Consider the following 26043-nt stretch of genomic DNA (forward strand, 5'->3'; position numbering starts at 1 on the left):
GAAGCATTGCCTGTGCGTTCAGGCTGGCGCGTCGGTGCTCAGGAAGTCGGTGAATGCGAAAACGCTGACACCCGGGCTTGCCGTCAGCGCACTGCCCGCGCATTCATTCCTCAGCCCCCGCACTCAGAAAATCGACGAATTCCCGCGTGTAGTTCGGCAGCGCATCGAACTCGCGCGCACACAGCACGAGCCGCCGATAGGCCCAGTCGTCGGTCAGCTCGACGGTGGCGAGCTGCATGGTGCGCATCGCGCGTTGCGCGGCGTGCCGTGACACGATGCCGACCCCCACGCCGCTCTCGATCACGCGGCAGATCGCGTCGAAGCTGCGCAACTGCGCGCGGTAGGTGATGCGCTTGCCGAGCGAGCGCGCCTGATCGGCCAGGTGCGCATGAAGCGCGCTGCCGTCGGTCAGGCCGACGAATTCCGCGCCGACGATCTCCTCGAACGACACCGTCTTGCGCCGCGCGAGCGGATCGGACGCGGCCGCCACCACCAGCAGCCAATCCTCGCGGAACGGCCGCTGTTCGAGGCCGTCCAGCCCGACCGAATCGGCCACGATGCCCACGTCGGCCGTGCGGCTGCGGATCGCGTGGACGATGTCCTCGCTCGACCGTTCCTCGACGCTGATCGAGATTTGCGGATGCGCCGGCAAGTAGGCGGCCAGCGCGTCGGGCAGGTATTCGCTGAGCGAGGCGGTGTTGCACAGCAGCCGAATTCGCGCGCGCAGCCCCTCGCCGAACTGCTGCAACTCGCCGTGCATCTGCTCGATCTGCTGCAGCACCACGCGCGCGTGATGTTCGAGCGAGCGGCCCGCGTCGGTCGGCTGTGCGCCGCCCTTGGTGCGATGCAGCAGCGGCACGCCGAGCGTGTCCTCCATGCCGCGAATCCGCTCGCTGGCCGATTGCAGCGTGATATGCGTGCGTTCCGCGCCGCCGGTGATGCTGCCGGCCTGGCACACGTTCAGGAACAGCCGCAGGTCGGTGAGATCGAATCGCATGGGGGAAGGCTCGGGTAGTCGGCAACGGACAGGCAGGCGATACGCTAACAGGGATCGCGGTGCGGCGGTGTCAGGCCGTGCCTGAGGCGCCCTGAGCGAGATCCGCATGGTGGCGGCAGCGGGGCGCGCGCATCATGCCTCGCACGACGCCGGATTGCGTCGTGCGATCAACGGCAAGGTGACGGAAATGGATGGCAGTCCCGATTGGTTCGTCTCGTTCAAGCTCGCGCTGCATCTCGTGATGCTGTGCATCGGCGCGGCTACCGCGTGGGCCGCGTTGCTCGACCGGTTCGGTTGAGCGCGTGGCCTGCCGCTTGCCGCTTACTTGCGGCCGACCAGGTATTCGACACCGTCCGGGCCGCAGGTTTCGAGATGCGGGATGTTCGGCAGCAGATGGAACACGTCGCCGGGGCGGTAGCAGGTGTCCACGCCCGCCACGTGCAGCGTGATCTCGCCGGCCACGATCAGCGCGCGGGCCTCGAACGGATGCGAGTGTTCGTCGAGCGTGCCGGCGCCGCGCTTGACGGGCACGGGCGCGGGGAAACCGTCGCGGGCGAGTTGGGCGAGGAAGGTGGGCTGGTCCATGGGGCGGCTCCGGGGCGGTATCGAGGTAGTGGGGGCGGGCACGATCGGCCGGTAGAGACGCAGTATGCGCGAATCCGCCTCGCCGCACTTTGTCAGATTTGTTTGCATCCGCTTACAGGTGCCGCGCGCCGATTTTGAGATCCTTGCCGGCTGATCCGTCGAGCCGAATTCCGCATGTATTCTCAGTTTTCCTCACTGTCCCGTGGCGTCGTCCGGTGTGTTGCGTTGGCGGCCGCGCTGGCCGCCGTGGGTGCCGTCGCCGGCTGCGCCAGCGGCCCGCAGCCGGTGCCGCCGAGCGACGCGTTGGCCGGTGCCCGGCCCGCCGTTCAGGCCCCGGCGGTATCGGCCGCCGACGCGGCGCAGATCGTGCGCGCGACGCGCCGCCACGCCCAGCGCGTCGCGCTGGCCTGGCCCGCCGACGGCCCGGTGGTGGAGGGCTTCCAACCCGGCCGCAATCGCGGCATCCGGATCGCGATGGGCTCGGCCGGCGCCGTGCGCGCCGCCGCCGACGGCCGTGTGATGTATGCGGGCACCGGCCTCAACGACTACGGCTCGCTCGTGATCGTCCAGCACAACGCCGATTTCCTGACCGCCTACGCGCGCAGCAGCCGGCTGCTGGTGAAGACCGGCGACATCGTCCGCCAGGGCGAGCCGATCGCCGAGGCGGGCGGGGCGGTGATGTTCGAAGTGCGGCGCGACGGCAAGCCGGTCGATCCGGCCGGGTATCTGCCGGTGCGGCAGGGCTGAACGCGGGCCGAACGTCGTGCGTGCATGTCGGAGTGGGCTAACGCGTGCCGGACGTCGAGCGCGCTTGCAAGAATGCGCGAACGCGAGCCGCGCGTGACGCAGGTCGGCCTATATCCCCTACGCGACGCGACACATGCGACAGCGATGCGAACCATTCGTCCGCCGCGTCTGTCAGAATCGGCTCCGGCGCATCCGCCGTGCCACGCGGCCGCGATCCGCCCCGATCCCCTTGCCACGACATCCACTTCCTGCCATGACCCATTCCCCGCTTCGCCGCTCGCTGTTGCTCGCCGCCGTGTCCGCCCCCGTTCTGGCCGCCTGCGCCACGTCGCGCCAGGGCAGCGCCAAGGTCGCCGACGCCGAGCGCCAGCTCGCGGCGATCGAAGCCTCGTTCGGCGGCCGGCTCGGCGTCGCCGCGATCGATACCGGCAGCAAGGCCCGCATCATGTATCGCGCCGACGAACGCTTCGCGTTCTGCAGCACGTTCAAGACGATCCTCGTGTCCGCCGTGCTGGCGCGCGCGAGCGGCGACGCGCGGCTGATGTCGAGCGTGATCCGTTACACGCCGCACGATCTCGTCAGCTACTCGCCGGTGTCGAGCAAGCACGTGGCCACCGGCATGACGGTGGCGGCCTTGTGCGCCGCCGCGCTGCAATACAGCGACAACTCGGCCGCGAACCTGCTGATTCGCCTGCTCGGCGGCCCGGCGGCGGTTACCGCCTACGCGCGCTCCACCGGCGACGCCGCGTTCCGGCTCGACCGCATCGAAACCGAGCTGAACGACGCCGTGCCCGGCGACGAACGCGACACCACCACGCCGGGCGCGATGGCCGAAACGCTGCGGCGCGTCACGCTCGGCGACACGCTCGATTCGGCGGGCCGCGCCCAGCTCGTCACGTGGATGCTCGGCAACACCACCGGCGACACCCGCATTCGCGCCGGTGCGCCGGCCGGCTGGCGCGTGGCCGACAAGACGGGCAGCGGCGATTACGGCAGTGCGAACGACGTGGCCGTGCTGTATTCGCCGAGCCGCGCGCCGGTCGTGCTGGCCGTGTACACCACGCGCCCGGCCAAGGATGCGGCCTACGACAACGCGGCGATCGCGTCGGTCGCGCGGGTCGTCACGTCGGTGTTTGCGTGATCCGGTGCGGGTAGCGCCGAATCGCCCGAACCGCGGTTCGTCGGCCGTCTAGCGGTAATTCACGGTGACCACCATGGCATCGCCGCGCCGCGCTTCGGCCGGCAGTGCGATCGGCGCACCGGACGCGACGAGCGCCGCGGTTGCGAGCGTGCGTTTGTCGAGCGCGTCCGCGAACGTGATTTCGGCGGATGCAGGGCGGGCGCAGCGCGGTTGAAGGTGCGTTGCGTCGAGGCCGAACGCGCACGGCGGCTCGACGATCCGGCCCGAGAAGTGGATCGTGCCGCTCTCGGCGTGTGCCCCGTGGCCGGCGGTGGCGGCTGCCGCCAGTATCAGCATGGCGAACGACAGTCGCAGCGAATCGGCGGAGTGACGGCGCGGCAACAACGACGCGGTGAATGGCAGGCGGTGATTCATGTCGGACTCCAGAATTGTCGGCTCGGGAACGGCCGGCATGGCGCGAGGGACATGCAGCGGCTCGTTCACTGGTAATGACGACATTTCCGGGGTGAGACTTAAATCGAATTCGCGGCGATCTTGCCGGGCAGGGCCGGCAGCGCGAAGAAAAGCGGGGTAGAAGGCGGTGACGATAGGCGGCGCGGAGGAAACCGGGCGCTGCCAGGCGGCAGCGCCCGCACCAGCCTCAGCGGGCGCGCTTGCGCACCGCGCCGACCACCACCAGCAGCACGATCGCGCCGATGATCGAGGCGATCCAGCCGGCGCCCTGGCCGGGCTGATACCAGCCGGCCGCGCGGCCGATATAGCCGGCGATGACCGAACCGGCGATGCCGAGCACGATGGTCATGACGATGCCCATCTTGTCGTCGCCGGGTTTCAGCGCGCGGGCGAGCAAGCCGACCACCAGGCCGACCACGAGCGTTTCGATGAGATGAATCACGGGCGCTCCTTATTCAGTTGAACAAAAATGCAGCGCCGGGCGGTCGTTCCGGTCACGCGATCCGCCGGACCTGCCGTGCGATGGTACGACAGTCGCGGGCCCGCTTGCGAGTGCGTGCCGGGGTGCGCTTGTCTCGCACGCCGTGTCGGGCTCAGGCCTCGGCTCGCCGGTAGCCGTCGATCGCGCGCAGCAGCGTGCGCGTATAGTCGCTCGCCACGCGCGCCTCGCGCAGCGCCGCGATCTCCAGTTGCTCGACCACCGCGCCGTGCTGCATGACGGCCAGCCGCTCGCACAGAAAGCCGATCACGGCGAGGTTGTGGCTGACCAGCAGCATCGTCAGCCCGCGCTCGCGATGCAGCCGCCGCAGCAGGTTCAGGATTTCGGCCTGCACGGACACGTCGAGCGCCGAGGTCGGTTCGTCGAGCAGCAGCACGCGCGGCTCGACGATCAGCGCGCGGGCGATCGCCACGCGCTGGCGCTGCCCACCAGAAAGCTGATGCGGATAGCGGAAGCGGAACGCCGGCCCCAGCCCGACCTCGGCCAGCGCGCGCGGAATGCGCGTGTCGGCGTCGGCGATGCCGTGGATCGCGAGCGGTTCGCGCAGCGTCTCGTCGACGGTGAAGCGCGGGTGCAGCGATGCGTAGGGGTCCTGAAACACCATCTGCACGTCGCGGCGAAACGCGCGGTCGAGCTTGCCGCTCACGGCGCGGCCATCGATCGCGAGCGTGCCGCCTGCCAGCGGCGCGAGGCCCGTCAGCGCGCGCAGCAGCGTGGATTTGCCCGAACCCGATTCGCCCACCAGCCCGAACGCGCCGCCGCGCGCCACCGCGAAGCTGACGTCGCGCACGGCGTCGACATGGCCGGTGCGCGTGGCGAAGCGCACCGAGGCGTGGCGCACGTCGATCATCGGCGCCTCGGGCGCGTCGGATGCTTTCGAGTCAGCGGCTGCGCTCATCGTCCGGTCTCCTCGAACCAGGCCGGGTCGCGTGCGAGCACCGGCAGTTGATCGGGCGGCGCTTGCAGCGGCGGCGTCGCATTGAGCAGCCCGCGCGTGTACGGGTGTTGCGCGTGCGCGAGATCGCGCGCGGCGCAGATTTCCACCACGCGGCCCCCCACCATCACGGCCACCCGGTCGCAGAACGACATCACGAGCGGCAGGTCGTGGCTGATGAACATCAGGCTCGAGCCATGCCGCGCCACCATCGCGTCGAGCACGGCGAGCACCTGCATCGAGACGGCGGTGTCGAGCGCGGAGGTGGGCTCGTCGGCGATCAGCAGGCGCGGGCCGGTGGACACCATCATCGCGATCATCACGCGCTGGCCCATGCCGCCCGACAGCTCGTGCGGCCAGGCATCGGCCACGCGTTGCGGGTCGCGAATCTCCACCGCCGCGAGCGCCTCGACGATCCGCTCGCGCAGCGCCCGCCCGCGCAGGCCCGGCTCGCGCAGCCGGAACGCCTCGGCCATCTGCTGCGCCACCGTCATCACCGGGTTCAGCGAATATTTGGGATCCTGAAGAATCATCGCGATCTCGGCGCCGCACAGCTTGCGCCGTTCGGCCGCGCGCATTGCTTGCAGGTCGCGGCCGGCGAAGCGCAGCGTGCGCGCCGACCATTGCGCGGCGTCGGGCAGCAGGCCGAGCAGCGCGCGCCCGGTCAGCGATTTGCCCGAGCCGGATTCGCCGACGATGCCGAGCCGCTCGCCCGGCGCGAGCGTCAGCGACAAATCGCGCACCGCGTCGGTGACTTGGCCGTCGTGGCCGCGAAAGCCGATCCGCAGCCCGTCGATCTCGATGAGCGGCGCGGCCGGCGGGGAGGGTGCGTGGGTCATCGGTTCAGGCTCCGTGGCGCGGGTCGAGCACGTCGCGCAGCCCGTCGCCGAGCAGGTTGAAGGCGAGGCTGACGAGCAGGATCGCGCCGCCGGGCAGCGTGGCCACCCACCAGGCGTCGAGCAGCACGTTGCGGCCCGAGGCCACCATGAAGCCCCATTCCGGGCTGGGCGGCTGCGCGCCGAGGCCGAGAAAGCCGAGCCCGGCCACCGTCAGGATGATGCCGGCCATGTCGAGCGTGGCGCGCACGATCACCGACGACAGGCACATCGGCACGATGTAGCGGCGCAGGATGCGCGTGCCCGAGGCGCCTTGCAGGCGCGCGGCGTGGATGAAATCGGCCTGCGCGATGCGCAGGGTTTCGGCGCGCGCGAGCCGCGCGTAGGCGGGCCACGCGGTGATCGAGATCGCCACCACCGCGTTGACCACGCCCGGCCCGAGCGCGGCCGCGAACGCCAGCGCCAGCACGATCTTCGGGAACGCCAGCGCGATGTCGGTGATGCGCATCAGCACGCTGTCGACGAAGCCGCCGACGAAGCCGGCCGTGGTGCCGATCAGCACGCCGATCGGCACCACGATCGCCACCACCAGGATCGCGATGCCGAGCGTGATGCGCGAGCCGGCGATCAGGCGCGAGAGGATGTCGCGGCCGAGCTGGTCGGTGCCGAGCCAGTACGAGGGCGAGCCGGGCGGCAGCAGCCGGTCGTTCAGCACCTGGCGCAGCGGGTCGTGCGGCATCGCCAGCGGCGCGGCAATTGCGAGCAGCACCAGCGCGACGAGGATCGCCAGGCCGAGCAGGTTCAGCGGGTTGCGGGCGAAGCGGCGCCAGCGGCGGTAAGCCAAGCCGAGCGAGGCCTGCGAGCGCGAGGCGGGCGCGTCGCTGAGCAGCCAGGCGCGCCAGCGCGGGCCGGGCGCGGCGTCGGGGGAAACGGGAGGCTGGGTCATCGGGGGGAATCCGTTCGGGGCGGCAGGTCGGGGCGGCAAGTCAGCGCGCGCGCGGATCGAACACGCGGTAGAGCGCGTCGGTCAGCAGGTTGATCGTGATGAACATCGCGCCGATCACGAGCGTGGCGCCGAGCACGGCGTTCATGTCGCCGTTCAGCAGCGCGCCGGTCAGGTACGAGCCGATGCCGGGCCACGCGAACACGATCTCGGTCAGCACCGAACCTTCGAGCAGGTTGCTGTAGGTCAGCGCGATCACCGTGAGCAGCGGCACGGCGATATTGCCGAACGCGTGCCGCCAGATCACGCGCCGCTCGGGCACGCCCTTGGCGCGCGCGGTGACGATGTATTCCTGGCTCAACTGGTCGAGCATGAACGAGCGCGTCATGCGGCTCAGATAGGCCACCGAGTAGTAGCCGAGGATCGCGGCCGGCAGCGCGATGTGCGAGAGCGCGTTGCGGAACACGTCCCACTCGCCGGCCAGCGCGGAATCTACCAGCAGGCTGCCGGTGCGCGTGTCGACCATGCCGTCCCAGGCCGGGTCGAGCCGGCCCGGGCCGCCCACCCAGTGCAGCTTCGCGTAGAACAGCAGCAGGCCCATCAGGCCGAGCCAGAACACCGGCACCGAGCTGCCGATCAGGCCGACGAAGCGCGCGAGGTGATCGATCGGGCGGTTGTGGCGCACCGCGGCGGCCACGCCGAGCGGCACGCCGATGCCGATGCCGATCACGGTGGCAATGGTGGCGAGTTCGAGCGTGGCCGGGAACACGCGCAGGATGTCGTCGCGCACCGGGTTCGAGGTCAGCAGCGAGATGCCGAGGTTGCCGTGCAGCACGTCGCGCGCGTAGATCAGGAATTGCGTGAGCAGCGGCCGGTCGAGGCCCAGCGCCGCGCGCTCGGCCGCGTAGGCGGCGGGCGAGGCGCGGTCGCCGAGCACCGCCAGCACCGGATCGATCGGCACCTTGCGGCCGATCACGAAGGTCAGCGCGAGCAGCCCTGCGAAGGTGATCGCCAGCGTCAGCGCCCAGCGCACGATGCGCAGCGTCCAGCGCGCGAGCGGGCGTCGCGCGGGCAGCGTGCGCAGCGCGTCGAACAGCGTGATGGGGGACGACATCGAGCGGGGCATCTCCTGGGCGGTGAAATCGTTCGCGCGACGAGCGGCGCGAACTCGAAGTATGCCGGATGCGAGGGGGAGCGAAAACCGGCCGCAAAAACCGGGCAGGCAATTGCGGCGATGCGAACCCTCGCATTCGCCTATCATTCGCGTGGACGACGGCCCGCGGGGGCCCGCGAGGGGGCGTCCATCACGACGATCACAATACGAGGGGAAATATCATGAGAGCAATCGCCGTATTACTGCTATCGATCTGCTGTGGCCTGGGCTGCGGCGGCGCGATGGCCGCGGGGCAGGTCATCGGCGCGGTCGACGGCTTCGGCACGGATGCCTCCGGCAATCCGGTGCTGTCGGGGTGGACCTGCCAGGTCGGCAATCCCGCGCCAATCCAACTCGATCTCTACTTGAACCAACCTTATTCGCCGCAAGCGGGCGCCTCCGGCTTCTTCGTCGGGCGCTTCGCGGCGAACCAGCCGAGCGAGCCGGCGGTCGCCTCGCAATGCGGCACCAGCGGCGCCAACTACCGCTTCTCGGTCACGCTGGCGTCGAACCAGTACCTGGCGGGTTCGTCGGTGTTCGCCTATGGAATCCTGCCGACGGGCGGCACGCAACTGTCGGCGGGCGCCTCGTTCCGAATCCCGGCCAATCCGAATGGCGCGGTGCATCCGGGTTCGGTGGCAACCGGCGCGCCGCTGGTGGTCTACGACACCTTCTACGATTCGGGCGCAGGTTGCGCGCCCCTGATCGACACGGCGCTTTACCCGATCAGCTTTGCCTCGCCCGACGGCAAGGGCGTGCTGATGAAGTTTCCGGTGCTGTCCGACGACGGCCGCGATCTCAACTACCTGGTAACGGGGCAGATCAACGGCCAAGGCTCGGAACTGCAGCCGTTTCATGCGAACTGCACGCCGGCGCTGGCGAGCCCGCAGAATGCCGACAGCAATGCTTTCGAGGGCAATATGTGGCTGGCTGGTTTCTACAAGGCAGCCAACGGCGACGTGTTCTCGCTGGTCCACAACGAGTATTACGGCGGTCTTTATCCCGATGCGAACTTCCTGATCCCGTCCTCGGCCGGCTGCAGTCTCGGGCAGCCGGCCGGCACGCCGATCAATGCGCTCGGCTGCACCTACGCTTCGTTGAGCATCGCCCGGATGCCGGCCGGCAGCAGCGGCTTCTCACTGGTCGGCGCGGCGCCCCAGCACGTCGCGGCGCGTCCGCAGGCAGCCTACGCGCCGAACCTCGGCCGGCCGACCGGTTATTTCACCAATACCAATATCGTGTCGGGCGGGGATGGTTACGATTACGCGCTGACCGTCGACAACCTCGCCTCGGGCGGTGATCGACGCTGCCCGATCCGGACTCAGGACATCACCAACCCTGCCGCGTGGAAAGGCTGGGACGGCAGCGCCTATACGGTCGATACGCCGCACGGCGCGGATTGCGTCGATGCGAACGGGCTGGGCGGCATCTTCCCGTTCTACCTCGGCTACAGCACGACGTTCCAGGCCTATATCGTGGTCGGCGCGGCGCCGTCGAGCAGCGCCGCCAATGCGCCCGCGATGATCGCCTATGCGCTGTCGAAGGATTTCGTGCATTGGTCGCAGCCGGTCAGTTTCGGCGTGCCGATCTTCAACAACTCGCCGGCGACCGGGTGGACGGCCAACAACTATGCATCGCTGCTGGACGTCGGCCAGATCCAGAACAGCCAGGACGACCGGGCGTCGACCGGCGCGCTCGTGGGGCAGGCGCCGTGGCTGGTGTTCCAGCAGCGCTACGTATGCACGTCCGCGCAGGACCCGGAGTGCCCGCCGGCTGGCCGGCCGCCGCGTACGCGCTACACGGCGGTGCCGCTGTCCTTCTCCAGCCAGTGAGGCATTGCTGCGCGGCGGCGGGTTTTCCTGCCGCCGCCGCGCCCCCCGCCTACTTCTTCAATTGCCGATACGACACGAGATCGTTGATCGGCCCGACCGCGAGGCCGGACACGCCCGGCGCGGTGGCGACTTGCGCCACCTTCTCGAACAGGATCACGAACGGCGAATCGGCCAGCATCGCGCGCTGCATCGCCTGATACCGCTTCGCGCGTTGTGCCGGCGAAGGCTCGGCCAGCGCCGCGTCGGTCTGCTTCGTCAGGTCGGGAATGGCCCAGGCGTTGCGCCAGGCCAGCATCTTGTAGCGTGAGCCGTCCGAATTGTCGGGATTCCAGGCGAAGCCCTGCGCGTTGCTGTGCGGATCGATGTAATCGGCCGACCAGTCGCCGATGTAGATGTCGTGCTGGCGCGCGCGGTATTTCGACAGCGTCTGCTTGTTGTCGCCGGGGATCAGCGTGAGCTTGATGCCGACCTGCGCGAAGTTGGCCTGGATCGCCTGCGCGATCTCGGTGTACGGGTAGTCGTTGCGCACGTCCATCGTCACGGCGAAGCCGTTCGGCACGCCGGCCTTGGCCAGCAGCGCGCGGGCCTTCGCCACGTCGAGGTGATATGGGTTGTCGTCGAGCGTGCCCAGAAAGCCTTCGGGCAGGAAGGTCTGGTGCACCTTGTAGATGGTCTTGACGACGTTGCGCTGGACGCCGTCGTAGTCCACCAGCCATTTCAGCGCTTGCTGCACCTCGGGCTTGGCGAGCGTGGGGTTCTTGGTGTTCAGGCCGAGATACAGCAGCGTGGCCTGCGGCGACGCCATGACCTTCGCCTTGCCGCTGTGCGCCACGGCCGCGAGATCGTCGGGGCTCAGGTCGCGCGCGGCGTCGATGTCGCCGCTTTCGAGCATCAGCCGCTGGGTCGCGGCCTCGGGCACGTGGCGTAGCACGATGCGCTTCATCGCCAGCGGCAGCCGGTAGCCGTCGAAGCGTTGCAGCACGAGGCTGTCGCCGGGCGTCCACTTGACGAGCCGGTAGCCGCCCGAGCCGGCTTCGTGGGTCTTGAGCCAGCCGTTGCCGAAATCGCCGTTCTGCTGCTGCGAGAGCAGCAGCGCGCGATCGACCACCGAGGCCGGCCACGCGCCGAGCACGTTGAGCACGAAGGTGGGCGCGTATTTGCGGTCGGTGCGGATCGTGACCGTGTGCGCGTCGACGGCTTGCACGTTTTGCCGGACGTTGGCGGGCGTGAGGCCGATGCCGGCCAGCACCGCGGCCGGGCCCTTGTCGAGCAGCACCGCGCGCTGGATCGACCAGGCCACGTCCTCGGCCGCGAGCGGGTTGCCGGAATGGAACTTGAGGCCGTCGCGCAGCGTGAACGTGAAGGTGGTGCCGTCGGCGTCCACCTTCCACGACTGGGCGACGTCGCCGTCGAACTTCGACGGGTCCTTCAGGTTCACGCGCACCAGCCGGTCGTACACGTTCGCGATGTATTCCTCGGGCACCAGTTCGTAGACTTCGGCCGGATCGAGCGTCGAGAACTCGTCGAGCAGCGTGGCCATCACGAACATGTCTTTCGGCGTGGCCGCCAGCGCGTCGCGCGCGGGCAGACCGGACAGCGCGACGCAGGTGGAGAGGGCGGCCAGCGCCACCAGCAGGCGCGGTTTTTTCGGTGTCATTCGCAGGTTCATATGCAGGTTCATACGCACTCCGTCGAATCGGGCACCGGTATTACATCAGACATTCGAGCGCGCACTAAGCGCGTCAAAAATCCGCCGCGCCTACTTCTTCAACGTCCGATACGACGTCAGATCGTTGATCGGCCCGATTTCCGGCCCGCTCACGCCGGGCCGCGTGGCGACCTGCACCACCTTCTCGAACATGATCACGAACGGCGAGCGGTCGAGCACGGCCTGCTGGAGCTTGCGGTAGAGCGCCGCGCGCTTGGCGGGCGACGGCTCGGCCAGCGCCGCGTCGGTCTGCTTGGTCAGCTCCGGAATGGCCCAGGCATTGCGCCAGGCCAGCATGCGCGATGGCGAGCTGTCCGAATTGTCCGGATTCCAGGCGAACCCGCGCGCGTTGCTGTTCGGGTCCATGTAGTCGGGCGACCACTCGCCGATGAAGATGTCGTGCTGGCGCGCGCGGTACTTGCCGATCGCCTGCTTGGCGTCGCCCGGCAGCAGCTTCACGCGGATGCCGGCCTGCGCGAAGTTCGCCTGCAGCGCCTGCGCGATCTCCACGTACGGATAATCGTTCGGCATGTCCATCGTCACGTCGAAGCCATTCGGCAGCCCGGCCTTGGCCAGCAGCGCCTTTGCCTTGGCCACGTCGCGATGGTACGGGTTGCTGTCGAGCACGCCGAGGAAGCCGTCGGGCAGGAAGGTCTCGTGCACCTTGTAGGTGGTCGAGACGATGTTGCGCTGGATGCCGTCGTAATCCACCAGCCACTTCATCGCCTGCTGCACCTCGGGCTTGGCGAGGTTCGGGTTCTTGGTGTTCAGGCTCAGGTACATCAGCGCGGCCACCGGCGTGGCGGCCACCTGGATCTTGCCGGCCTTGGCGAGGCTCGCGAGGCTGTCGGGGCTCAGGTTGCGCGCGGCATCGGCGTCGCCGTTCTCCAGCAGCAGCCGCTGCGCCGAGGCTTCCGGCACGTGGCGCAGCACGATGCGCTTCATAGGGTAGGGCTGCGGATAGCCGTCGAAGCGTTGCAGCACGAGGCTCTCGTTGGCTGTCCACTTGACCAGTTGATACGGGCCGGAGCCGGCGTCGTGCGTCTTGAGCCAGGCGTTGCCGAAATCGCCACCGCGCGCGTTGGCTTCCAGCAGCTTGCGATCGACGATCGAGCCGGGGCCGGCGCTCAGCACGTTCAGCACGAAGCTCGGCGCGGTCTTGCGGTCGGTTTGCAGCGTGACGGTGGTGGCGTCCACGGCGCGCACCTTCTGCATGACGTTGTCCTTGGTGAGGCCCAGGTCGGCCAGCACGCTGGCCGGCCCCTTGCCGAGCAGCACGGTGCGCTGCAGCGACCAGGCCACGTCGTCGGCCGTCACCGGGTTGCCGGAGTGGAATTTCAGGCCGGGCCTGAGCTTGAACGTGTAGGTCAGGCCGTCGGCGCCGACGCTCCACGATTGCGCGATGCGGCCGTCGAATTTCGACGGATCGCGCAGGTCCACGCGCACCAGCCGCTCATACACGTTGGCCACGTATTCGGACGGCACCAGTTCGTAGATCTCGGCCGGATCGAGCGTGGTGAATTCGCCGATCTGGGTGGCGATCACGTAGATGCCGGGCGGTGTCGCGGCCGTGGCGGGAACGGCGGGCGCCAGCGCCGCGAGCGCGGCGGTGACGGCGAGCGTGGACATCAGGCGCTTCATGCAGGCTCCGTCGAATCGAATGAATCCGCGATTCTCTCATTAATGCCCGGGCCTTCCGGCGCGGCGTCGCGCATGTCCCCCATGTCACCAATACAGCACGAAGCGGCCGTCCTGGCGTTGCAGGCCGTGGCCTTGCAGCGTGATGCGCGCCACGCCGCCGTCGCAGGCAAGCACGGCCTGATGCGTGACGAGCCCGTCGTGCACCACCAGCATGCCGTCGCGGTAGGGGAAGAACGCGGGCTCGCCGTCGGCGTTGCCGTCGCTTTCGGCGGGCTCGGCGGGCCAGTGCCGCAGCCCGCTGCCGGGCGGCGTGGACAACGACAGCGTGAAGCTGATCAGCCCGCCCGGCGTGGGCTCGTGCGCGGGGAACACGTCGCGGAATTGCAGGTCGCGGTGGACGTTCGCCACCGGCTTGCCGAACGCCGGATGCGGCAGATAGATATGGAAGCCGGGCAGCGCGGCGCGATCGTCGGCGGCGGCCAGCACGGCGGGTGCGCCGAGCCGGGCCGACAGCGCGGCGGCCACCGTGTCGAGCAGTGGCCGGAATTGCGCGTCGAGCAGCGCGTTGGCGGCGTGGCGCGCGGCGTCATCGGCATACAGGCCGGTGCCGTGCGGGCCATGGTCGAGATAGGCGGCCAGCCCCAGTGTGAAGAACGGCGCGACCGGATGGCGCGGCCGCCAGTGCTCGCGCAGTTGCAGCACGCGCCGCCCCCAATCCTTGCGCGCGGCCGGGTCGAGCAGGTCGAGGTGGATCGGCTCGCGCAGCCGGGCGGCGGCGGGCAGCATGACGGGCTGGGCGATGGGCAGCGTGGCGGGAGCGCTCATGGCCGCATTGTCGGCTCGCGCGCGCGGCGGCGCGGCCGGCGATGCGATCCGGCGTAGCGCGGATGCGAAGCGACGGGCCGCCTACGCGGCGCGGTAGTGCGAATCGGTGGGGATTTCGTCGGGCAGCGGTGCGCCGGCGGTTTCGAGCAGCGAGCGCTCGATCTGGCGCGTCAGCGTGTCGAGCGCGAGGTGGTGCGGCCCGGTGCCGAACGGCTCGGCGATATGGCCGGCGATGGTATCGAGCGCGATCAGCGTGTACGACACGAACACCGACACGAACGGCGTGGCGAAGCCGATCGAATCGACCAGCCCGAACGGCAGCATCATGCAGTACGAATAGATCGTGCGATGCAGCAGCACGTGATACGGGAACGGGATCGGCGTGGAAGCGATCCGCTCGCAGCCGGCCAGTTTCTCGCCGAGCGTGTTCAGTTGCGCGTCGAGCATCCACAGCCGGGTGTCGCTCAGTTCACCGGCGCGCTGGCGTTCGGCCAGCCGGCCGCGCAGCAGATGCAGGATCGCCACCGGCCGGAACCGTGCGGCGGCCACCTGCGAGAAGGCTTCGGCGTCGAGGTACTGCGCGAGATCCTCGGCCGGATCGCTGCCGCGCAACTGGTGCTTCATCGCGTAGACGAACGCGATCACGGTGCGCGCGAAGCCGGCGCCGTCGTCGGTTGCGCCGTAGGCCAGCGCCTGCGAAACCAGCGCGCGCCCGGCGGTCAGCACGCCGCCCCACAGCTTGCGCGCTTCCCAATAGCGGTCGTAGCTGGCGTTGTTGCGGAACGCCGCGAAGATCGCCAGTGCAAGGCCGGCCAGCGTGAACGGGGTGGGGTTCAGCGGCACCTTGGTGCCGAGGATGCGGCCGTCGGTCAGCAGCGCGAGCAGGCTGATCACGGTCATCACGGCGAGCTGCGGCAGGATCGATTGCAGCACCGAGCCGTTCCAGACGAACAGCATCCGGAACCAGTGTTCGCGTGGGCGAATGATCATGACGACAACTCCGATGCGGCGGGTGAAGCGGGTAACGCTACCAGAAACGCGATGCCTTGCCGACACGGCGCGCCATCGGGCACGCCGCGCCGGCGGCAAACAGGGAACGGCAAACGGAAAAGGAACGGGACGCGACGGCGCTCGCCGCCGCGCCCTGGACGATCAGGCCGCGGCGCGCTGGACGGCCGCGCGGTGCATCAGCACCGGGATCGACTTCGAGGTGGGCGTGTTGGCGATGTCGGCCGTGCTGTCGAGCGGCACCAGCGGATTGGTTTCCGGGTAGTAGGCGCCCAGGCAGCCGCGCGGGATGTCGTACTCCACCAGCAGGAAGCCGTCGGCGCGGCGCTCGATGCCGTCGTGCCACACGGTTTCCAGGTCGATCCAGTCGCCGGCCTTGAAGCCGAGCATCGCCAGGTCGTCCTTGTTGGCGAACACCACGCGGCGCTGGCCGAACACGCCGCGATAGCGGTCGTCGAGCGCGTAGATGGTGGTGTTGTACTGGTCGTGCGAGCGCGTGGTCATCAGCGTCAGCAGCTTCTCGCCGTGCTGCGCGCGGGCGCGCTGGATCGGCGTGTCGGTCGGCAACGGGTGCGCGATGAAGTTTGCCTTGCGGTTCGGCGTGATCCAGTCTCGCTCGCGCGAGGCCACCCGCAGGTGGAAGCCGCCCGGCTGGGCGATCTTCTCGTTGTAGTTCTCGAAGCCGGGCAGCACGGCCTCGATCGCATCGCGGATCAGCGCGTAATCGTTGATGTAGGCCTGCCAGTCGACCGAATCGCCCGGGCCGAACAGCGCCATCGCCATCCTCGCGACGATCGCCGTCTCCGACAGCAGGTTGGGCGAGGCCGGCTGGTTCATGCCGTACGACACGTGCACCATGCTCATCGAGTCTTCCACCGTCACGCCCTGCGACACGCCGTTCTGCAGGTCGATCTCGGTGCGGCCCATGGTCGGCAGGATCAGCGCGTCCTGGCCGTGGATCAGATGGCTGCGGTTCAGCTTGGTGGTGATGTGCACCGTCAGCGCGCAACGGCGCAGGCCGTCCCAGGTGCGTGGCGTGTCGGGCGTGGCCATCGCGAAGTTGCCGCCCAGGCCGATGAACACCTTGACGTGGTCTTCCAGCATCGCCTCGATGGTTTCCACCACGTCGTAGCCGTGATGGCGCGGCGGCTCGAAACCGTACACCTTGCCGAGGCTGTCGAGGAACGCCATGGTGGGCTTTTCCTCGATGCCGATGGTGCGGTTGCCCTGCACGTTCGAGTGGCCGCGCACCGGGCACAGGCCCGCGCCTTCGCGGCCGATGTTGCCGCGCATCAGCATCAGGTTCGACAGCATGTGGATGGTCTGCACCGAATGCTTGTGCTGCGTGATGCCCATGCCCCAGGTGGCGATCACGCGTTCGCTCGATGCATACAGCTCGGCCAGCGAATCGATCTGCGCGTACGACACGCCGCTCTCGGCGGTCAGCGCGGCCCAATCCTCGGCGCGCAGGTCGTCGGCGAACGCGTCGAAGCCGGCGCAGTGTTCGTCGATGAACGCCACGTCCAGCACGCGCGGCCGGCCGGCCAGCACGGCTGCGTCGTCGAATTCGAGCACGCGCTTGGCCACGCCCTTGATCAGCGCGAAATCGCCGCCGATGGTCGGCTGCACGAAGCGCGAGGCGATCTTGGTGCTGCCCATGGTCAGCATCTCGATCGGGCTTTGCGGATCGGAGAAGCGTTCCAGGCCGCGCTCCTTGAGCGGATTGATCGAGACGATGGTGGCGCCGCGCTTGGCCGCCTCGCGCAGCTCGCCGAGCATGCGCGGATGGTTGGTGGCCGGGTTCTGGCCGAAGATCATCAGCAGGTCGGCGTGCTCGAAATCGTGCAGCGTGACGGTGCCCTTGCCGACCCCGACCGTGGCCGGCAGGCCGCGGCTGGTGGCCTCGTGGCACATGTTCGAGCAGTCGGGGAAATTGTTGGTGCCGAAGCGGCGCACCATCAACTGATACAGGAACGCGGCTTCGTTGCTGGCGCGGCCCGAGGTGTAGAACGCGGCGCGGTTCGGGTTGTCGAGCGTGTTCAGGTGGCGCGCGATCAGTGCGAACGCGTCGTCCCAGCCGATCGGCAGGTAGCGGTCGCTGGCGGCGTCGTACACCATCGGGTCGGTCAGGCGGCCGTGCTGTTCGAGTTCGTAGTCGGACTGGTCGAGCAGGGCGGTGACGGTGTTGGCGGCGAAGAAATCGGGCCCCACGCGCTTCGAGGTGGCTTCGGCGGCCACGGCCTTGACGCCGTTTTCGCAGAATTCGAAGGTGGACGCGTGCTGGCGGTCGGGCCAGGCGCAGCCCGGGCAATCGAAGCCGTCCGGCTGGTTCTGGCGGAACAGCGTGCGGTAGTTGCCGCCCGATACCCGTTCCTTGATCAGGTTGATCGCAACCTGCTTGACGGCCCCCCAGCCCGCTGCGGCGTGGTGGTAGGGTTCGATGCGCGGAGTCGGAGCTTTCTTCTTCATGGCTGCTACGTGTCGTAAGGCCGCCTCTAGCGGCGATGGAAACAGCGTACCTTTGCCGCAGTGCGTCATGGGTACACACCTGGCGCGGTCGAAAAAGAGTACAGTTGCGTTTTTTCAGCACACCTGAAGCCAAAACTGTGCTTCAGGTTAATCCGAACGAGACCGCATGAAGCGTTACGAGAAGCTGGCCGACGAGATCGACGACATGATCCGGCGCGGCGTGTATTTGCCGGGCGAGCGGATTCCGTCGGTGCGGCAGGCGAGTCACCAGCACGATCTGAGCATCACCACCGTGGTGCGCGCCTATCTGGTGCTGGAAAGCCGTGGCGCGATCGAGAGCCGGCCGCAGTCGGGCTATTTCGTGCGGGCGCGCGAGGTGGCGGCCGACGAGCCGGCGCTGAACGTCAGCACGCCGATTGCGGTGTCGTCGACGGTGGACGTGAGCCGGCTGGTGCTGTCCACACTTCGCACCATCGCCCGCGACGACGCCGTGCCGCTCGGTTCGCCGTATCCCGATTCGGCGCTGTTTCCGTCGCAGCGGATCGCGCGCCACATGCACGGCATTGCGCGCCGCCGCACGCGCTGGGGCGTGATCGACGATCTGCCGCCCGGCAACCCCGAACTGATCCGTCAGATCGCGCGGCGCTACGGCGAGCGCGGCATCGCCGTCGATCCGAACGAGATCGTCGTGACGATCGGCGCGACCGAGGCGATCAACCTGTGCCTGCAGGCGGTGGCACGGCCCGGCGACACCATCGCCGTCGAATCGCCCACCTTCTACGCGATGCTGCACGCGATCGAGCGGCTCGGCATGCGCGCGATCGAGGTGGCCACGCACCCGGTGGACGGCATCGATCTCGACGCGCTGGCGCGCATCCTCGATCGCGAGAAGATCGCCGCGTGCATGGTGATGCCGAATTTCCAGAACCCGCTCGGCTTTCGGATGAGCGACGCGCGCAAGGCCGCGCTGGTCGAGCTGCTGGCGCGCCACGACGTGCCGGCCATCGAGAACGACGTCTATCACGAGCTGTATTACGGCGAGGTGCGGCCCAGCGCGCTGAAGTCGTTCGACCGGCGCGGGCTGGTGCTGCATTGCGCGTCGTTTTCGAAGAGCTTGTCGCCGGCCTATCGGGTCGGCTGGGCGATGCCGGGCCGCTACCGCGATCAGGTCGAGAAGCTCAAGTTCCTGAACACGCTGGCCACGCCCGCGCTCGACCAACTGGCGATCGCCGAATATTTGCGCCACGACGGCTACGACCACCATCTGCGGCGCATCCGCAAGGCCTTTGCCCAGCAGGCCAACCTGATGGGCGCGATGGTGCGGCGCTTCTTTCCCGACGGCACGCGCATTTCCCAGCCGGCCGGCGGCTACGTGCTGTGGGTCGAACTGCCGGCCGGCTGCGATGCCATGGCGCTGTATCAACTGGCGCTGGCCGAGGGCATCACGATCGGGCCGGGGCACATGTTCTCGACCACCGGCAACTACCAGCATTGCATCCGGCTCAACTACAGTTACCCGTGGTCGTCGCAGATCGAGGAGGCGGTGCGCACGCTGGGCCGGTTGGTGGCGGCGGCGGTGCGTGGGGAGGGTGGCGAGGGTGGCGAGGGTGGCGCGGCGGGAGCGCGCGGCAAGGGCGACGAGGCCGGAGGGAGCGGCAAGGGCAGCGATAGCAGCGAGGGCGGCAAGGCTGGAGAGAGCAGAAAGGGCAGCGAGGCCGGAAAGCGCGGCGAGGGCAGCGAGGCCGGAGAGGGTGGCAACGGCGGCAACGGCAGCGACAGCGGCGGCCGGATCGAACCGGACGAGGAGGAGACGAAATGACGAACGGCACGGAACACGAAGGCGGCCAAGTGGGCGGCGATAAACCGGATACGCAGGACGACGGCGGGCTCGACCCGGTCATCGTCGCGGTGCTGGCCTGCCTGCGCGACGCGCTGACCGAAACGCCGGGGCGCGCGTGGTCGCTGGCGAAACTGAGCAAGCGCTCGCAGGTGCCGATGAGCACGTTGCGGCGCACGCTGACGCAGCTCGATGGCGCGGGGCTGACGCACACCGAGATCGGCGAGGATGGCATCGGCCACGTGATCCTCAGCGACGAGGGCGTGGCGTTGGCCGATGCGTTGTTCTCCGAGGGCGGCGGGGGGCCGGCTGGCGGCTGAAGCGCTGGAAGTGGCCTTTAGCGCCTTCAGTGCCTTCAGTGCCTTCAGTGCCTTCAGTGGCTGAAGCGACTGACACGGCCGACACGACCGAGGCACCTCCCACCGCCGATCAATCGCGCGTCCCCCCGGCCGCATCGCCTTCGCGATCGGCCTGCGCCTTCTTCTCCAGCACGAACTCGACAAACCGCGCCGCGGCCGGATCGCGCATCTCGATCGGATAAGCCAGGTGCAGCGGCGCCGAAAAACCGGCCGGATCGGCCAGCGGGCAAAACACGGCGCTGCGGTGGTCGTAGCGCTGCATCGAGGCCGGCACCAGCGTCACGCCCAGCCCGGCCGCCACCATATGGATGCCGGTCAGCATGCGCGGCACCTCGCGCGCCACGTGCGGCACGAAACCCTGGCTGCGGCAGGCGGCCAGGAAATCCGCATACATGCCCGGCGCGCCCGGCCGGCGTACCAGGATGAATTCCTCGTGTTCGAGCGCCTTCAGCGAAATGGCGGGCGGCTCGCCCTGCTTGCCCTGCATGCCCTCGAGTAGCCGGTGGCCCACCGGCAACACCACCACCATCGGTTCGTCGAGCAGCGGCTCGAACGCCACGCCGGGCAACGTATCCACCGGCTTGCGCAGAAACGCCACGTGCAGTTGCCCGTTCGACAGCCGCTCGCTCAGTTCGGCCGCGTTCAGCTCGGCCAGCGTGATCTCGATGCCGGGGTGATCGGCGCGAAACGCCCGGATCGCGTCGGTGGTCATCGGGTGGAAGCCGGCCGAACTGGTCAGCCCGACCGCGATCGTGCCCAGCTCGCCGCGCGCGATCCGTCGCGCGTGCGCCACACCTTGCTGCAGCGTGTCGAGCACCAGTTCGGCGCTTTGCGCGAACGCACGCCCGGCCGGCGTCAGTTCCACGCCGCGCGGCTGGCGCACGAACAGCTCGAAACCGATCTCTTCTTCCAGCAGGCGAATCTGCTGCGACAGCGGCGGCTGCTGCATCGCCAGCCGCTCGGCGGCGCGCGTGAACTGGCCTTCCTCGGCAACGGCAAGGAAGTAACGAAGGTGACGCAATTCCATCGGGACGGCTCCGGCAGGCAGGACGATCGAGCCATATTTCAGACATATGGCACTACAAGCGAATCGATATTTTACATCTGGTTTGGGACTCCCTAGGATTGCGCCTGACACATTGCAGCCTGATATGGCGGGGTTCTCCGGGCGACGGAGACGGCCATCGAAACATCGAAAACCACAACAAGGTCCAGGAGACACGAAGTGAAAAAGCACCACGCCGCAGCAGCCCTGCTGCTTGCCGGATGCGCGTCCGCTTACGCGCAGCAGGACGAAGTTGACGAAGCACTGCAACTCGCCACCGGCGGGGGCAGCGGCGGCAGCTCGGTGATGTTGTACGGCGTGGTGGACGTCAACGTCGAATACCTGAGCCATGCGAGCGCGCAAGGCGGCTCGCTGTTCCGGATGAATTCCGGCGGCATCCACAACTCGCGCTGGGGCGTGCGCGGCTCGGAAGACCTCGGCGGCGGCAATGCCGCGTGGTTCGTGCTCGAATCGGGCTTCAACAGCAACGACGGCACCCAGGCCACGGCGGGCACGCTGTTCAACCGCACCTCGGCGGTCGGCCTGTCGAACCGCACGTTCGGCTCGCTGTCGTTCGGCCTGCAATACACCCCGATGTACGACGTCCTGCTGCGCTACGACCCGATGCAGTTCTCGCCGCAATACACGTGGTTCCCGACCACCGGCTCGTCGAACGATTTCGCGTTCCGCGCGCGCAACAGCAACATGATCAAGTACGTGGGTAGCTTCGCCGGCATCACTGCGATCGCGGGCTACAGCTTCGGCGGCGATCCGACCTCGTTCCAGAGCAGCGCGGCCTACGGCGCCGGCCTCGATTACGACGGCGGCACGTTCGGCGTGGGCGTCGCCTACGACTACCGCAACGGCGCGATCAACACCACCGGCAACTTCACGAAGTCGCGCAACCTGAGCATCGCGTTCCGCCAGGACATCGGCCGCGGCCAGTTGCTGGCGGGCTACGAGCACTTCCTGACCAACCCGGCCACCACCAAGACGGCGTCGTCGGCGCAGGCGCTGTTCTTCGGCGGCGTGCGCTATCCGCTCGCGCGCAACCTGAAGGTGACGGCCGCCTATTACTACGATCAGGACAAGACGCCCGGCAACTCCAATACCTGGATGGGGGTGTTGAGCACGCAATACGCGCTGTCCAAGCGCACCTCGCTGTACGCGACCGTGGCCTACGCCCAGGCGACGCGCGGCAACAACGGCGCCTACACGCCGGTCGGCACCACCGACAGCACGGCGTTCGGGCCGAACCAGACCGGCGTGACGCTCGGCATGTTCACGCGGTTCTGAGCACGCCGCACTCGCAGCACGGTTTTATTCGTCAGCAGTCGGGCCAGGGCCGTGCGATGCGCGGCCCGCGCCCTCAGGAGCAGTTCGCATGCAATCCGTACCGATCCTCACCCGCCTCGCGCGGCGCACCGGGCTGGCCATCGCGGCCGGCGCGCTGGCCACGATGGCCGGCTCCGCGCTGGCGGCTTCGGCGGCGACAGCCACCCCCGCCGCATCGACCGGGAGCGCCGCCACCGCTGCCGCTTCGGCCGCCGCCGCGCCGCACGTCTACAACGCGCACCTGCGCCCCGTCGCGCGGATCTCGGCGACGCGCATGCCGATCGCCACGCCGGCCGGCGCCGCGCAATTCCCGCTCTACCTGTCGCGCGACTGGAACCAGCCGCTGCCCGAGGTGACGCGCGCGGTGATCGTGATCCACGGCAAGCTGCGCAACGCCGACCGCTATTTCCACAGCGCCGAGCAGGGCCGCGACGCGGCCGCCGCGCAAGGCGCCGATGTGAGCGGCACGCTGCTGATCGCGCCGCAGTTCCTGGCCTCGCTCGACCTGGCCGGCCGCAGCGGTGAAGCCGGTGAAACCGACAATGCCGCGCTGCTGCGCTGGGACGCCAACGGCTGGATGGCCGGCGACGCCGCGCTCGCGCCGGTTGCGGTCAGCTCCTACACGGTGCTCGACACGATCGTCGAACGGCTGGCCGACCGCACGCGCTTTCCGAACCTGAAGACGGTGGTGTTCGCCGGCCATTCGGGCGGCGGCCAGGTGGTGCAGCGCTACGCGGTGGCGGCGCGCGAAACCGGCGTGCTGGCCCGCGCGGGCATCGCGCTGCGCTACGTGGTGTCGAGCCCGTCGTCGTATGCGTATTTCGATGCCGAGCGCCCCGGCGCCGACGGCAAGCCGGCCGCGTTCGACGCCGCCGCGTGCCCCGGCTTCGACGACTGGAAATACGGCATGGCCAGGCGCCCGCCGTACCTGGCCGATCGCACCGCCGCCCAGCTCGAATCGGCTTACGCGGCGCGGCAGGTCACGTACCTGGTGGGCGGCAACGACGACGATCCGCAGCAGAAGGCGCTCGACCAGAGCTGCCCGGCCGAGGCGCAAGGCCCGCAACGCCTCGCGCGCGCCGAAGCCTACTTCGGCTATCTGCAGGCGCGCCATCCGCAAGGCCTGAACCAGCATCTGCACGTGGTGCCCGGCGTGGGCCACAACGGCGCGAAAATGCTGACCTCGGCCTGCGCACTGGCCGCCATCTACGACACGCCGGGGTGCGGATCATGAGTCAAGCCAATTCAGCCAATCACGTGACCGAGGTTGCGCGCGACAGCGCGGCGGCGGAGTCTGCCGTGGCCGTGCGCATGTCGCCGTCGATGGTGCGCCGCGCGATTTTCGCGTCGGTGCTCGGCAACGGCCTGGAATGGTTCGACTTCCTGATCTACGGCTATTTCTCGAAGATCATCGCGCAGGTGTTCTTCCCGTCCGGCAACGGGCTGGTGTCGCTGATGCTGACGCTGGCCACGTTCGCGGTGGGCTTCTTCGTGCGGCCGCTGGGCGGCATCCTGCTCGGCGTGTATGCCGACCGCGCCGGCCGCAGCCGCGCGCTGTCGCTGCTGATCATCTCGATGGCCGGCAGCACGCTGCTGATGGGGCTGACGCCCGGCTACGCGCAGATCGGCTACGCCGCGCCCGCGCTGGTGATCCTGGCGCGCGTGCTGCAGGGGCTGTCGGTGGGCGGGCAGTTCGCCACCGCCTCGGCGATGCTGGTGGAATACGCGCCGCCGGGCCGCAAGATGTTCTACGGCAGCTTCAACATGACGGCGCAGTCGTTCGCGCTGCTGCTGTCGTCGGCCGCGGGCTATCTGCTGACCACGCGGCTGTCGCATGCCTCGCTGGTGGAGTGGGGCTGGCGCGTGCCGTTCCTGTGCGGCGCGCTGGCCGGCCCGCTCGGTTTCTACATCCGTCACAAGGTGGCCGAATCGCCGGAGTTCCAGCAACTGCGCGCGGAAAGCGCCGGCGAGCGCCCGAAGGTGCCGCTGCGCACGTTCTTCCGCGACAACGGCCGCGCCGCGCTGTGCGCGATGGGCGTGATCGCGGTGGGCGCCGCCACCAACTATGTGTGGCACTCCTATCTGGCCGTGTACGTCGAGCGCCAGTTGCACCTGCCGTTGCAGGTCGCGCTGCGCGGGGCGTTCTTCTCGGGCCTGCTGAATCTGTTCCTGTTCCCGCTGTCGGGGCGTCTGGCCGACCGCTACGGGCCGTACCGGCTGTTCTATCCGATCACGATCGCCTGGATGCTGTGCGCGTATCCGCTGTTCGTGTTCGTGGTGTCCGCGCCGTCGGCCGAGCGCCTGTTGATCGCGCAACTGATTTCCACCGTGTTTCTCGCGGCGATGTCGGGCGCCCACCCGGGCATGCTCGCGACGCTGTTCCCGGTGCGCAGCCGTTCGTCGGGCGTGGCGCTGTCGTACAACGTCGCGGTCACGCTGTTCGGCGGGCTCGCGCCGTTCACCATCACCGGGCTGACGTCGCTGACGGGCAGCAGCCTGACCCCCGCGTTCTATCTGATCTTTGCCGGCTTCGTCTCGCTCGCCCTGGTCGGGCTGTCCCGTCGCGGACACCCCGAACTCGGCGCCGACGCAGCGGCCACCACGAGGACCCCCGCTTGAGCACCGTGCCCGACCACGCCCACGACGAACGCGCGCCGAACGAACGGCCCGTCGATGTCATCGCGCCGCAACACCTGACCGTCAACGCACCGGCCGGCACCGGCATCGTGCCGCTGTTCGCCACCGGCGAATGGAACGCCTCGCAGCCTGACGTCACGACCGCCGTGATCCTGCTGCACGGCCGGCTGCGCAATGCCGACGCGTATTTCCGCTTCGCCCATCGCGCCCGCGCCGCGGCCGGCCGCAACTCGAACGACACGGTGCTGCTGGTGCCGCAGTTCCTCGCCCAGGCCGACGTGGAAGCGCACCGGCTGCCGGCCTCCACGCTGTGCTGGGACTGGACCGGCTGGATGGGCGGCGGCGAGGCACTGGCGCCCGCACCGGTCAGCTCGTTCGACGTGCTCGACGCGTTGCTCGCGGCGCTCGCCGACCGCGCCACGTTCCCCGCGCTGCGCGAAGTGGTGGTGGCCGGTCATTCGGGCGGCGGCCAGGTCGCGCAGCGCTACGCGGTGCTGGCACGCGGCGAGGCGGCGTTGAGCGCGCAGGGCGTGGCGCTGCGCTACGTGATTGCGAATCCGTCGTCCTACGTGTATTTCGACCGGCTGCGCCCCGATGCCGACGGCGGCTTCTCGCCGTTCGACGGCGCGCGCTGCACCGGCTTCAACGACTGGAAATACGGCCTCGACGCGCTGCCCGCCTATGCGAGCGAGCAGCCCGCCGCCGCCGAGCCGGGCGCGTTCGAGCGCGCCTATCTGGAACGCGACGTGACCGTGCTGCTCGGCGAGCGCGACTGCGATCCCGAACACCCGGCGCTGGACCGCTCGTGCGCGGCGATGACGCAAGGCGAGCACCGGCTCGGGCGCGGCCTGGCCTATGCCCGCTATATCGCCTCGCGCGGCGCGGCCGGCTGCACCCATGAAACGCACCGGATTCCGGGCGCGGGCCACGACGCCGATGCGGTGTTCGGCTCGCCCGCCGGCATCGCGGCGCTGTTCGGCAACACCGCGCGCGAAGCCTGAGCGGCGCACGGAGCCCGCGCGAGCGGGTTCCACGAATCATCACGAATCAGCAGGCAGT

At 69.0% G+C, this 26043-nt stretch carries 23 protein-coding genes and 1 pseudogene; 10 read left to right on the plus strand and 14 right to left on the minus strand.

What is annotated here, in order from left to right:
- Positions 1 to 103: 103 nt before the first annotated feature.
- Positions 104 to 997, minus strand: a complete 894-nt coding sequence (locus AB4851_RS11795; RefSeq protein WP_414447353.1) for a LysR family transcriptional regulator — start codon at positions 995 to 997, stop codon at positions 104 to 106.
- Positions 998 to 1103: 106 nt separating this feature from the next.
- Between AB4851_RS11795 and AB4851_RS11800 the strand changes: the two genes are divergently transcribed.
- Positions 1104 to 1295, plus strand: a complete 192-nt coding sequence (locus AB4851_RS11800; RefSeq protein WP_414447354.1) for a hypothetical protein — start codon at positions 1104 to 1106, stop codon at positions 1293 to 1295.
- Between the two features lie 23 nt (positions 1296 to 1318).
- Here AB4851_RS11800 and AB4851_RS11805 read toward each other — a convergent pair whose 3' ends face one another.
- Positions 1319 to 1582, minus strand: a complete 264-nt coding sequence (locus tag AB4851_RS11805; protein ID WP_414447355.1) for a cupin domain-containing protein — start codon at positions 1580 to 1582, stop codon at positions 1319 to 1321.
- 174 nt (positions 1583 to 1756) lie between these two features.
- On the opposite strand from AB4851_RS11805, the gene AB4851_RS11810 reads away from it, so the two are divergent.
- Together AB4851_RS11810 and bla are read left to right on the plus strand one after the other, a co-directional pair.
- Entirely contained in the window at positions 1757 to 2329 is a 573-nt protein-coding gene (locus AB4851_RS11810) for a murein hydrolase activator EnvC family protein (RefSeq protein WP_414447356.1), read from the plus strand.
- Between the two features lie 253 nt (positions 2330 to 2582).
- Positions 2583 to 3470 carry a class A beta-lactamase gene (gene bla / locus AB4851_RS11815; RefSeq protein ID WP_414447357.1) on the plus strand — a complete coding sequence of 296 codons (888 nt, stop codon included), beginning with the start codon at positions 2583 to 2585 and terminating at the stop codon, positions 3468 to 3470.
- Between the two features lie 48 nt (positions 3471 to 3518).
- Here bla and AB4851_RS11820 read toward each other — a convergent pair whose 3' ends face one another.
- The 6 genes from AB4851_RS11820 to AB4851_RS11845 form a co-directional block, all read right to left on the minus strand.
- Positions 3519 to 3953 carry a hypothetical protein gene (locus AB4851_RS11820; protein ID WP_414447358.1) on the minus strand — a complete coding sequence of 145 codons (435 nt, stop codon included), beginning with the start codon at positions 3951 to 3953 and terminating at the stop codon, positions 3519 to 3521.
- A 157-nt stretch (positions 3954 to 4110) separates the two neighbouring features.
- Complete coding sequence (locus tag AB4851_RS11825) at positions 4111 to 4365, minus strand: GlsB/YeaQ/YmgE family stress response membrane protein (RefSeq protein WP_414439465.1); 255 nt, start codon at positions 4363 to 4365, stop codon at positions 4111 to 4113.
- 151 nt (positions 4366 to 4516) lie between these two features.
- The gene (locus tag AB4851_RS11830; RefSeq protein ID WP_414449175.1) at positions 4517 to 5272 is read right to left on the minus strand and encodes an ABC transporter ATP-binding protein; all 756 of its coding nucleotides are present in this window, start codon (positions 5270 to 5272) and stop codon (positions 4517 to 4519) included.
- 44 nt (positions 5273 to 5316) lie between these two features.
- Positions 5317 to 6195 carry an ABC transporter ATP-binding protein gene (locus AB4851_RS11835; protein WP_414447359.1) on the minus strand — a complete coding sequence of 293 codons (879 nt, stop codon included), beginning with the start codon at positions 6193 to 6195 and terminating at the stop codon, positions 5317 to 5319.
- Between the two features lie 4 nt (positions 6196 to 6199).
- Complete coding sequence (nikC, locus tag AB4851_RS11840; protein WP_414447360.1) at positions 6200 to 7138, minus strand: nickel transporter permease; 939 nt, start codon at positions 7136 to 7138, stop codon at positions 6200 to 6202.
- A gap of 40 nt (positions 7139 to 7178) precedes the next feature.
- Complete coding sequence (locus tag AB4851_RS11845) at positions 7179 to 8249, minus strand: ABC transporter permease (RefSeq protein WP_414447361.1); 1071 nt, start codon at positions 8247 to 8249, stop codon at positions 7179 to 7181.
- Between the two features lie 221 nt (positions 8250 to 8470).
- Between AB4851_RS11845 and AB4851_RS11850 the strand changes: the two genes are divergently transcribed.
- On the plus strand, positions 8471 to 10120 hold the full coding sequence (locus tag AB4851_RS11850; RefSeq protein WP_414447362.1) for a hypothetical protein: 1650 nt from the start codon (positions 8471 to 8473) through the stop codon (positions 10118 to 10120).
- Positions 10121 to 10169: 49 nt separating this feature from the next.
- Here the strand turns inward: AB4851_RS11850 and AB4851_RS11855 are convergent, their stop codons facing one another.
- The 5 genes from AB4851_RS11855 to AB4851_RS11875 form a co-directional block, all read right to left on the minus strand.
- Positions 10170 to 11777 (minus strand): ABC transporter substrate-binding protein, encoded by a 1608-nt coding sequence (locus AB4851_RS11855; protein ID WP_414447363.1) that lies wholly within the window; start codon positions 11775 to 11777, stop codon positions 10170 to 10172.
- A gap of 102 nt (positions 11778 to 11879) precedes the next feature.
- Positions 11880 to 13469, minus strand: coding sequence for an ABC transporter substrate-binding protein (locus tag AB4851_RS11860; protein WP_414447364.1), 1590 nt, complete (start codon positions 13467 to 13469; stop codon positions 11880 to 11882).
- Positions 13470 to 13553: 84 nt separating this feature from the next.
- Positions 13554 to 14294 (minus strand): hypothetical protein, encoded by a 741-nt coding sequence (locus AB4851_RS11865; RefSeq protein WP_414447365.1) that lies wholly within the window; start codon positions 14292 to 14294, stop codon positions 13554 to 13556.
- Positions 14295 to 14375: 81 nt separating this feature from the next.
- The gene (locus AB4851_RS11870; protein WP_414439458.1) at positions 14376 to 15284 is read right to left on the minus strand and encodes a bestrophin family protein; all 909 of its coding nucleotides are present in this window, start codon (positions 15282 to 15284) and stop codon (positions 14376 to 14378) included.
- 162 nt (positions 15285 to 15446) lie between these two features.
- Complete coding sequence (locus AB4851_RS11875) at positions 15447 to 17771, minus strand: FdhF/YdeP family oxidoreductase (protein WP_414447366.1); 2325 nt, start codon at positions 17769 to 17771, stop codon at positions 15447 to 15449.
- Between the two features lie 166 nt (positions 17772 to 17937).
- Here AB4851_RS11875 and AB4851_RS11880 point away from each other — a divergent pair.
- Positions 17938 to 19353 (plus strand): annotated as a pseudogene (locus AB4851_RS11880) (PLP-dependent aminotransferase family protein); the annotation flags it as partial.
- Positions 19354 to 19586: 233 nt separating this feature from the next.
- Positions 19587 to 19928, plus strand: a complete 342-nt coding sequence (locus tag AB4851_RS11885; RefSeq protein ID WP_414447367.1) for an ArsR family transcriptional regulator — start codon at positions 19587 to 19589, stop codon at positions 19926 to 19928.
- 109 nt (positions 19929 to 20037) lie between these two features.
- Here AB4851_RS11885 and AB4851_RS11890 read toward each other — a convergent pair whose 3' ends face one another.
- Positions 20038 to 20994, minus strand: a complete 957-nt coding sequence (locus tag AB4851_RS11890; RefSeq protein WP_414447368.1) for a LysR family transcriptional regulator — start codon at positions 20992 to 20994, stop codon at positions 20038 to 20040.
- Positions 20995 to 21192: 198 nt separating this feature from the next.
- Between AB4851_RS11890 and AB4851_RS11895 the strand changes: the two genes are divergently transcribed.
- The 4 genes from AB4851_RS11895 to AB4851_RS11910 all read left to right on the plus strand — a co-directional run bounded on the left by AB4851_RS11895 (position 21193) and on the right by AB4851_RS11910 (position 25985).
- The gene (locus AB4851_RS11895) at positions 21193 to 22308 is read left to right on the plus strand and encodes a porin (protein WP_414447369.1); all 1116 of its coding nucleotides are present in this window, start codon (positions 21193 to 21195) and stop codon (positions 22306 to 22308) included.
- A gap of 163 nt (positions 22309 to 22471) precedes the next feature.
- The gene (locus AB4851_RS11900; RefSeq protein ID WP_414449176.1) at positions 22472 to 23581 is read left to right on the plus strand and encodes an alpha/beta hydrolase; all 1110 of its coding nucleotides are present in this window, start codon (positions 22472 to 22474) and stop codon (positions 23579 to 23581) included.
- 77 nt (positions 23582 to 23658) lie between these two features.
- Positions 23659 to 24966, plus strand: coding sequence for an MFS transporter (locus tag AB4851_RS11905; RefSeq protein WP_414449177.1), 1308 nt, complete (start codon positions 23659 to 23661; stop codon positions 24964 to 24966).
- A complete protein-coding gene (locus tag AB4851_RS11910; protein ID WP_414447370.1) occupies positions 24963 to 25985 on the plus strand; it encodes an alpha/beta fold hydrolase in 1023 nt (340 codons plus the stop codon). The genes AB4851_RS11905 and AB4851_RS11910 overlap by 4 nt, the downstream gene beginning before the upstream one ends.
- Positions 25986 to 26043: the final 58 nt, after the last annotated feature.

It is taken from the genome of Burkholderia sp. 22PA0099, from assembly GCF_047497165.1.
Lineage (GTDB): Bacteria > Pseudomonadota > Gammaproteobacteria > Burkholderiales > Burkholderiaceae > Burkholderia.

Coding starts and splice junctions, on each gene's coding strand:
- nikC (WP_414447360.1), bottom strand. CDS start 7,138: ATGACCCAGCCTCCCGTTTCCCCCGACGCCGCGCCCGGCCCGCGCTGG.
- AB4851_RS11845 (WP_414447361.1), bottom strand. CDS start 8,249: ATGTCGTCCCCCATCACGCTGTTCGACGCGCTGCGCACGCTGCCCGCG.
- AB4851_RS11865 (WP_414447365.1), bottom strand. CDS start 14,294: ATGAGCGCTCCCGCCACGCTGCCCATCGCCCAGCCCGTCATGCTGCCC.
- bla (WP_414447357.1), top strand. CDS start 2,583: ATGACCCATTCCCCGCTTCGCCGCTCGCTGTTGCTCGCCGCCGTGTCC.
- AB4851_RS11890 (WP_414447368.1), bottom strand. CDS start 20,994: ATGGAATTGCGTCACCTTCGTTACTTCCTTGCCGTTGCCGAGGAAGGC.
- AB4851_RS11900 (WP_414449176.1), top strand. CDS start 22,472: ATGGCCGGCTCCGCGCTGGCGGCTTCGGCGGCGACAGCCACCCCCGCC.
- AB4851_RS11835 (WP_414447359.1), bottom strand. CDS start 6,195: ATGACCCACGCACCCTCCCCGCCGGCCGCGCCGCTCATCGAGATCGAC.
- AB4851_RS11805 (WP_414447355.1), bottom strand. CDS start 1,582: ATGGACCAGCCCACCTTCCTCGCCCAACTCGCCCGCGACGGTTTCCCC.
- AB4851_RS11870 (WP_414439458.1), bottom strand. CDS start 15,284: ATGATCATTCGCCCACGCGAACACTGGTTCCGGATGCTGTTCGTCTGG.
- AB4851_RS11875 (WP_414447366.1), bottom strand. CDS start 17,771: ATGAAGAAGAAAGCTCCGACTCCGCGCATCGAACCCTACCACCACGCC.
- AB4851_RS11855 (WP_414447363.1), bottom strand. CDS start 11,777: ATGACACCGAAAAAACCGCGCCTGCTGGTGGCGCTGGCCGCCCTCTCC.
- AB4851_RS11830 (WP_414449175.1), bottom strand. CDS start 5,272: ATGATCGACGTGCGCCACGCCTCGGTGCGCTTCGCCACGCGCACCGGC.
- AB4851_RS11850 (WP_414447362.1), top strand. CDS start 8,471: ATGAGAGCAATCGCCGTATTACTGCTATCGATCTGCTGTGGCCTGGGC.
- AB4851_RS11860 (WP_414447364.1), bottom strand. CDS start 13,469: ATGAAGCGCCTGATGTCCACGCTCGCCGTCACCGCCGCGCTCGCGGCG.
- AB4851_RS11810 (WP_414447356.1), top strand. CDS start 1,757: ATGTATTCTCAGTTTTCCTCACTGTCCCGTGGCGTCGTCCGGTGTGTT.
- AB4851_RS11795 (WP_414447353.1), bottom strand. CDS start 997: ATGCGATTCGATCTCACCGACCTGCGGCTGTTCCTGAACGTGTGCCAG.
- AB4851_RS11905 (WP_414449177.1), top strand. CDS start 23,659: ATGTCGCCGTCGATGGTGCGCCGCGCGATTTTCGCGTCGGTGCTCGGC.
- AB4851_RS11885 (WP_414447367.1), top strand. CDS start 19,587: ATGACGAACGGCACGGAACACGAAGGCGGCCAAGTGGGCGGCGATAAA.
- AB4851_RS11800 (WP_414447354.1), top strand. CDS start 1,104: ATGGTGGCGGCAGCGGGGCGCGCGCATCATGCCTCGCACGACGCCGGA.